We start from the raw sequence: 5,875 nt of genomic DNA, 5'->3' as shown, positions 1-5,875 counted from the left end.
TCTGATTTTGTCCACCTCATTTCTTAGTCATGAGGTTTTATTATACTATATTCTTTTTGGGACATAATCAAATTCGGTATAATAGGACATTATCACAATTCGATCATATTTAAATATATTTTAAATAGCTATGAGTTGACAACCTTACAAAAGTGTAATACTATGTTTAAGTAGAAATAAAATATGCACCCGTAGCTCAGTTGGATAGAGCGTCCCCCTCCTAAGGGGAAGGCCGGAGGTTCGACTCCTCTCGTGTGCACCAAGAACTAGCAAAGTAATACTTTGCTAGTTCTTTTAATTTAATATAATGAATTTTGGGTTGCTAAAAATTATAAGATAAAATATAGAAGCTGTTAATAATTAACAATAGGTTTTAAAATAAAGGAGTTTAGATGGAAAAACAATTTATGTGTGAGGCATTAAAAGAAGCTAAAAGATCATTATTATTACATGAAGTACCTGTAGGTGCAGTTATAGTTAAAAACAATAGTATAATTGCTAGAGCGCATAACCTAAGAGAAACACTTCAACAAGTGACTGCTCATGCAGAAATTTTAGCTATACAAAATGCTTGTGAGGCATTAGATAGTTGGAGATTATCTGGATGTGATATGTATGTAACTTTAGAACCTTGTCCTATGTGTGCGGGAGCTATATTACAGTCTAGGATAAGTAAAGTATATATAGGAATTTTTGATCCTAGTGTAGGGGCCTGTGGCTCAGTTATTAATGTTATTCAAAATGAAAATTTAAATCATTGGACAGAAATAAAATGGTTGTATAATGATGAATGTGGTAATTTAATGACTAATTTTTTTAAAGATAAGAGGTAGTAAAAGGAGAAAAAATATGAATGAAAATATGAATAATGAAATTATGGATAAACTTACAAAAGTGTGTTTATGCAAAGCTTTATCAAGAGCTATAATAAAAAAGGCTATAAAAAATGGTGCGAAAACTTTAAAGAATGTTCAAAAAGTTACGGGGGCGGGTTCAGGCGCATGCAATGGGAAAAGATGCACTTCTAAAATTGATAAAATTTTGAAACAGGAAGTAGAGAAAAACAAATAAAAAAATTATGCGTTTTTAAGAGATGTTTATATGATAAAAACGAAGCCTTAGGTTTCGTTTTATTTTTTTCGAAATGTACTGTTTGATATCTACATTAATATTTATTTTTAGTTGTATTAAGCTTAAAAAAATAATTTGAAAATAAATCAAAAAAAATACAAATATAGTATTGACAACGTTATCATATTATACTAAAATGAACACAAGCGAAAGTAAATGAAATAAAAATAGATGTAAATGAACATCGATATTGAAATATGATAAAAGGAAGATTAAAAATATGTTCCATGAAGAAAGAAAATCAAAAATATTAGATAGTTTAAGTAAGTATGGGAAAGTAAAGGTATGTGATTTATCAAAGTGTTATGAAGTGTCAGAAGTTACAATTAGAAGAGATCTCCAGGAATTGGAGCAAGATGAACTTATAAAAAGAGTGCATGGTGGGGCAATACTAAATGACAATATTAAATTTGAACCTACTTTTTTAGAAAAAATAGATAAGTTCTATGATGAGAAAGAATCTATTGGGATGATTGCAGCATCAATGATATCAGATGGAGATACTGTAGCAATAGATGCAGGGACAACTACTTTAAGCATTGCTAAACATATAACGGCTAAGAATATAACGGTTTTAACAAATTCTGTTGATGTGGCCTATGAACTTGCTAAAAAGAGGGATGTGGAGGTGATTGTTACTGGAGGTACATTGAGATGGGAAACAAGAGCAATGGTAGGACCAGTGGCAGATAATACAATTAAAAATTTTAAGGTAGATAAATCATTTATTGGGACTAATGGTATATGCATCAATAGTGGGTTAACTACTCCAAATATTATTGAAGCTAACACAAAACGGGAAATGATAAAAATTGCAAAGCAAACTATAGTAGTATGTGATCATACTAAATTTGGTTCAGTTTCTTTTGCTAAAATCGTTGATCTAGATAGTGTTGATATCATCATTACAGACAATCAAATGAGTGATAAATTGTTAGAAAGTTTTGAAAAAAAAGATATAAAAATTATAATGTCTAAATAAATAGAGGTGGAAAAATGATAATAACGGTGACTTTAAATCCGGCATTAGATAAAACTATTGAAATAGATGAATTTAAAATTGGTAGTGTTAATAGAATTGTGTCTACAAGGGTTGATGTTGGCGGCAAAGGAATTAATGTATCTAAAGTTATAAAAGAATTAAAAAATAAAAGCTTAGCTTTAGGTTTTTTAGGTGGAAACAGTGGAAATAGAATAAAAGAATATTTGAATGATTCAAATATTAAAAATGATTTTCTATCTGTAAAAGGAGAAACTAGGACTAATTTAAAAGTTATTGACAATGTTAATAATACACATACGGATATAAATGAGAATGGACCTAGTGTGACTATGGAAGATATTATCAATATAAAAGAAAAAATCATAGAACATTGCAGGTCAGAATCATTAGTAATTCTTTCAGGCAGTGTGCCAAGTGGGGCGAGCAGTAGCATATACGCTGAAATAATTAAAGATATAAAAAACAAGGGTGGCAAGGTTATATTAGATGCAGATGGCGATATGCTAATGCAGGGAATTAAAGCTGGTCCTTATATAGTAAAACCTAATGTTGAAGAACTTGAAAAAGCTTTTGGAGTTAGCATTGATAACGAAGAAAAAGTTATTGAAATTTCTAAAAAAATATTAGACTATGGAGTAAAATACGTAGTAATTTCACAAGGTGGAGATGGATCTATATTTATAAGCCGTGATAAAATTGCAAAAGTAAAGGGTCTAAAGGTAGAAGTTAAAAGTACGGTAGGCGCTGGGGATTCAATGGTTGCAGCCTTGGCGGTAGCAATTGAAAACAACTATAGTTTTGAAGAAACTATGAAGCTAGCGTGTGCAACAAGTGCAGCTAATGTAATGACTGAAGGAACACAAACAGGGAAATTAACTGATATAGAAGAGCTAAAAAAACAAGTAACTATAAAATACCTATAAGAAAGGATGATTATTAATGAATATAACTGAATTATTAAGTGTTAATACAATTAAACTTGAGCTTACTAGTAAAACTAAAGATGATGTAATTAAAGAGATGGCAAATATTTTAGATGAAGATGGCAAGTTACTAGATAAAGATAAATATATAAAAGCTGTAACAGATAGGGAAAAAGAATTTTCAACTGGCATTGGTATGGGAATAGCTATTCCCCATGGAAAAAGTAGTGGAGTTAAAGAGGCTTCATTAGTATTTGGACGAAGTAGTGATGGAATAGACTACAAGTCTATGGATGATGAACTAGCTCATATATTCTTTTTAATAGCGGTACCTGAGGAATCAAGTGACGAACATTTAAAAATATTAGCCCAAATTTCTAGAAAATTGATGCATAAACAATTAAGAGATAGTTTAATGAAAGCAAGTAGTCCTGAAGAAGTTATTGCTTTATTAGAAAAATAGAAATTATATGTTGTTTATAATTATCAAAAAAATAAATGATTAGTCAAAGGTTAAATAGGGGGGGAAATTATGAAATTTGTAGCAATAACATCGTGTCCAACAGGAATTGCACATACTTATATGGCAGCAGAAGCTCTTTCAATGGCAGGGGAAGAAATGGGTATCGAAATTAAAGTGGAAACTCAGGGATCTGTTGGTGCAGAAAACAAATTGACAGAGGCTGAAATAAAAGAAGCAAGAGTTGTAATAATTGCAGCAGATACTAACGTTTCAAAGGAACGTTTTGTAGGAAAGACTATACTTGAAGTTGGTGTAAAAGATGCAATTAAAGATGCAAAAGGACTTATTCAAAAGGCAATAGATATTAAAATAGAAGATAAAAATACTGAAAAAAATGTTAGCAATGTGGAAGAAGAAAAAAAGGTTGAGAGAAAGGGTGTTTATAAGCACCTTATGACAGGTGTTTCTTATATGATTCCTTTTGTAGCTGCGGGAGGTATTTTAATAGCACTTTCTTTTGCTTTTGGAATATATGCATTTAAAGTACCAGGATCTATAGCTGAAGCATTGAAGACTATTGGTGGCGGTAATGCCATGGCACTTATGTATCCAGTACTTGCAGGGTTTATAGCATTTTCTATAGCAGATAGACCAGGGCTTGTACCAGGTATGGTTGGTGGTTTACTTGCATCTACTGTAGGCGCTGCATTTATCGGAGCAATGATAGCAGGTTTCTTAGCTGGTTATACTGTAGTTTTATTAAAGAAAATAATAAAGTTACCAAAATCATTACAAGGTTTAATGCCCGTTATAATATTACCTGTTTTATCGACATTAGTAGTAGGGCTTGTAATGATATATGTTATTGGAAAACCCGTAAGTGCTTTAACTGTGGTAATGTCAAAATACTTAACTAATTTAAGTGGAGCAAACGCAGGATTTCTCGGAATTATACTTGGTTTAATGATGGCTTTTGATATGGGTGGACCATTTAATAAAGCAGCATATACTTTTGGAGTGTCAACTTTGGCATTGGCTCCTTCTTCTGCAATAATGGCTGCGGTAATGGCTGCAGGAATGACTCCTCCACTAGGGATAGCACTTGCAACAGTTATAGCAAAAAAGAAATTTACAGCAGAAGAAAGAGAATCAGGAAAATCTGCTTGGGCATTAGGAGCTGCATTTATAACTGAGGGTGCAATACCATTTGCAGTAGCAGATCCACTTAAAATAATACCTTCAACAATGGTAGGTGCTGCAGTTACCGGTGCGTTATCTATGATATTTAAAGCATCTATAGTAGCTCCACATGGTGGTATATTTCTCTTGTTTATCCCTCATGCAGTTACTAATTTAGGTGGATATATAATTGCAATAGTAGCTGGAACAATAGTAACTGGGGTTATGGTTAAAATATTAAAGAAAGATGTTGTTGTTAAAGATGAAATTAAAGCATAATATAGTTTTGTAGACATTAAACTGTTAAAATAGTATTTTTCAGTTTAATATTTACAGTAGCTTTAAAAGTTAATCTATAAAGTTAATCTATAAAGTAAAATTCACTTCTAGCAAGCAAAGCATTTAAGTTTGCTCAAAGAAGTGAATTTTATATATATGGATAATATACAATAATTTTAACAAAAAAAATTTTATGCACAGTATTATCTATAATAAAAATTATATTGTAAAAATGTATATATAAAAGTGAATTGAGAATAATATAATATAAATATTTTAAATAAATTTATATTATTTCAACAAATAACTATTGAAAATACAATCTATTAATAGTATAATTACCTATGTTGCACTAATGATGTGTTTACAAAATTAAAGTACTTTACGGAGAGATGTCCGAGTGGTTTAAGGAGCATGCCTGGAAAGCGTGTGTAGGGGAAACTCTACCGAGGGTTCGAATCCCTCTTTTTCCACCAGTTTATATTTCCGTACTAGTCGGGGAGTTAGCGGTGCCCTGTGACCTGCAATCCGCTACAGCAGGGGTGAATTCCTCGCTTAGGTTATAAAATGTGTGGTCCGACCTATATAAGTGGTGTTGAGAACTGGGACCCACGCAATGGAAATTTATGAACCCCGTGAGATCCGGAAGGAAGCAGCGGTAAGTGAACTCTTCCATGTGCCGTGGACCAACCTAGTTTGAGCTAACTGTATAGGTAACGCGCATAGTTTATTCATCGAAGCGAGGTGTACGGTCTACATAAGAATTATAAGATGCCTATATAGGCATCTTTTTTATTATATAGGAAACAGCTTGCGGAAACCGCTGTGGATAACATTTTAGATAACATTTTAGATGAAAATTAGGTGGAAAATTCAAGAGAAATATGAGATGATTAA

At 31.8% G+C, this 5,875-nt stretch carries 6 protein-coding genes, 2 tRNA genes and 1 other RNA gene; all 9 read left to right on the top strand.

Going from position 1 to position 5,875, the window contains the following annotated elements:
- Positions 1–185 precede the first annotated feature (185 nt).
- The 9 genes from KPL38_RS17800 to ffs all read left to right on the top strand — a co-directional run bounded on the left by KPL38_RS17800 (position 186) and on the right by ffs (position 5,730).
- Positions 186–262 (top strand) — tRNA-Arg (locus tag KPL38_RS17800).
- 130 nt (positions 263–392) lie between these two features.
- The gene (locus KPL38_RS17795; protein ID WP_216290478.1) at positions 393–833 is read left to right on the top strand and encodes a nucleoside deaminase; all 441 of its coding nucleotides are present in this window, start codon (positions 393–395) and stop codon (positions 831–833) included.
- 16 nt (positions 834–849) lie between these two features.
- Complete coding sequence (locus KPL38_RS17790) at positions 850–1,071, top strand: (2Fe-2S)-binding protein (RefSeq protein ID WP_216290477.1); 222 nt, start codon at positions 850–852, stop codon at positions 1,069–1,071.
- Positions 1,072–1,351: 280 nt separating this feature from the next.
- Positions 1,352–2,113: a DeoR/GlpR family DNA-binding transcription regulator gene (locus KPL38_RS17785; RefSeq protein ID WP_216290476.1), complete on the top strand. Its 762-nt coding sequence runs from the start codon at positions 1,352–1,354 to the stop codon at positions 2,111–2,113.
- Between the two features lie 14 nt (positions 2,114–2,127).
- A complete protein-coding gene (gene pfkB, locus KPL38_RS17780) occupies positions 2,128–3,057 on the top strand; it encodes a 1-phosphofructokinase (RefSeq protein WP_216290475.1) in 930 nt (309 codons plus the stop codon).
- Between the two features lie 16 nt (positions 3,058–3,073).
- Positions 3,074–3,520, top strand: coding sequence for a PTS sugar transporter subunit IIA (locus KPL38_RS19865; protein WP_246578029.1), 447 nt, complete (start codon positions 3,074–3,076; stop codon positions 3,518–3,520).
- A gap of 69 nt (positions 3,521–3,589) precedes the next feature.
- The gene (locus KPL38_RS17775; RefSeq protein ID WP_246578028.1) at positions 3,590–4,978 is read left to right on the top strand and encodes a PTS fructose transporter subunit IIC; all 1,389 of its coding nucleotides are present in this window, start codon (positions 3,590–3,592) and stop codon (positions 4,976–4,978) included.
- 386 nt (positions 4,979–5,364) lie between these two features.
- Positions 5,365–5,454, top strand: a tRNA-Ser gene (locus tag KPL38_RS17770).
- Positions 5,455–5,464: 10 nt separating this feature from the next.
- Positions 5,465–5,730, top strand: an RNA gene (gene ffs, locus KPL38_RS17765) — signal recognition particle sRNA large type.
- The last annotated feature ends 145 nt before the right edge of the window (positions 5,731–5,875 follow it).

The sequence above is a fragment of the Clostridium psychrophilum genome (genome assembly GCF_018861705.1).
Lineage (GTDB): Bacteria > Bacillota > Clostridia > Clostridiales > Clostridiaceae > Clostridium_AD > Clostridium_AD psychrophilum.
The sequence above is the reverse complement of the archived record's forward strand: the minus strand, read 5'-3'. Positions and strand labels throughout refer to the sequence as shown.

Excerpts from the sequence above, each read along its gene's own strand:
- KPL38_RS17775 (WP_246578028.1), top strand. The coding sequence starts at position 3,590 with ATGAAATTTGTAGCAATAACATCGTGTCCAACAGGAATTGCACATACT.
- KPL38_RS17795 (WP_216290478.1), top strand. The coding sequence starts at position 393 with ATGGAAAAACAATTTATGTGTGAGGCATTAAAAGAAGCTAAAAGATCA.
- pfkB (WP_216290475.1), top strand. The coding sequence starts at position 2,128 with ATGATAATAACGGTGACTTTAAATCCGGCATTAGATAAAACTATTGAA.
- KPL38_RS17790 (WP_216290477.1), top strand. The coding sequence starts at position 850 with ATGAATGAAAATATGAATAATGAAATTATGGATAAACTTACAAAAGTG.
- KPL38_RS17785 (WP_216290476.1), top strand. The coding sequence starts at position 1,352 with ATGTTCCATGAAGAAAGAAAATCAAAAATATTAGATAGTTTAAGTAAG.
- KPL38_RS19865 (WP_246578029.1), top strand. The coding sequence starts at position 3,074 with ATGAATATAACTGAATTATTAAGTGTTAATACAATTAAACTTGAGCTT.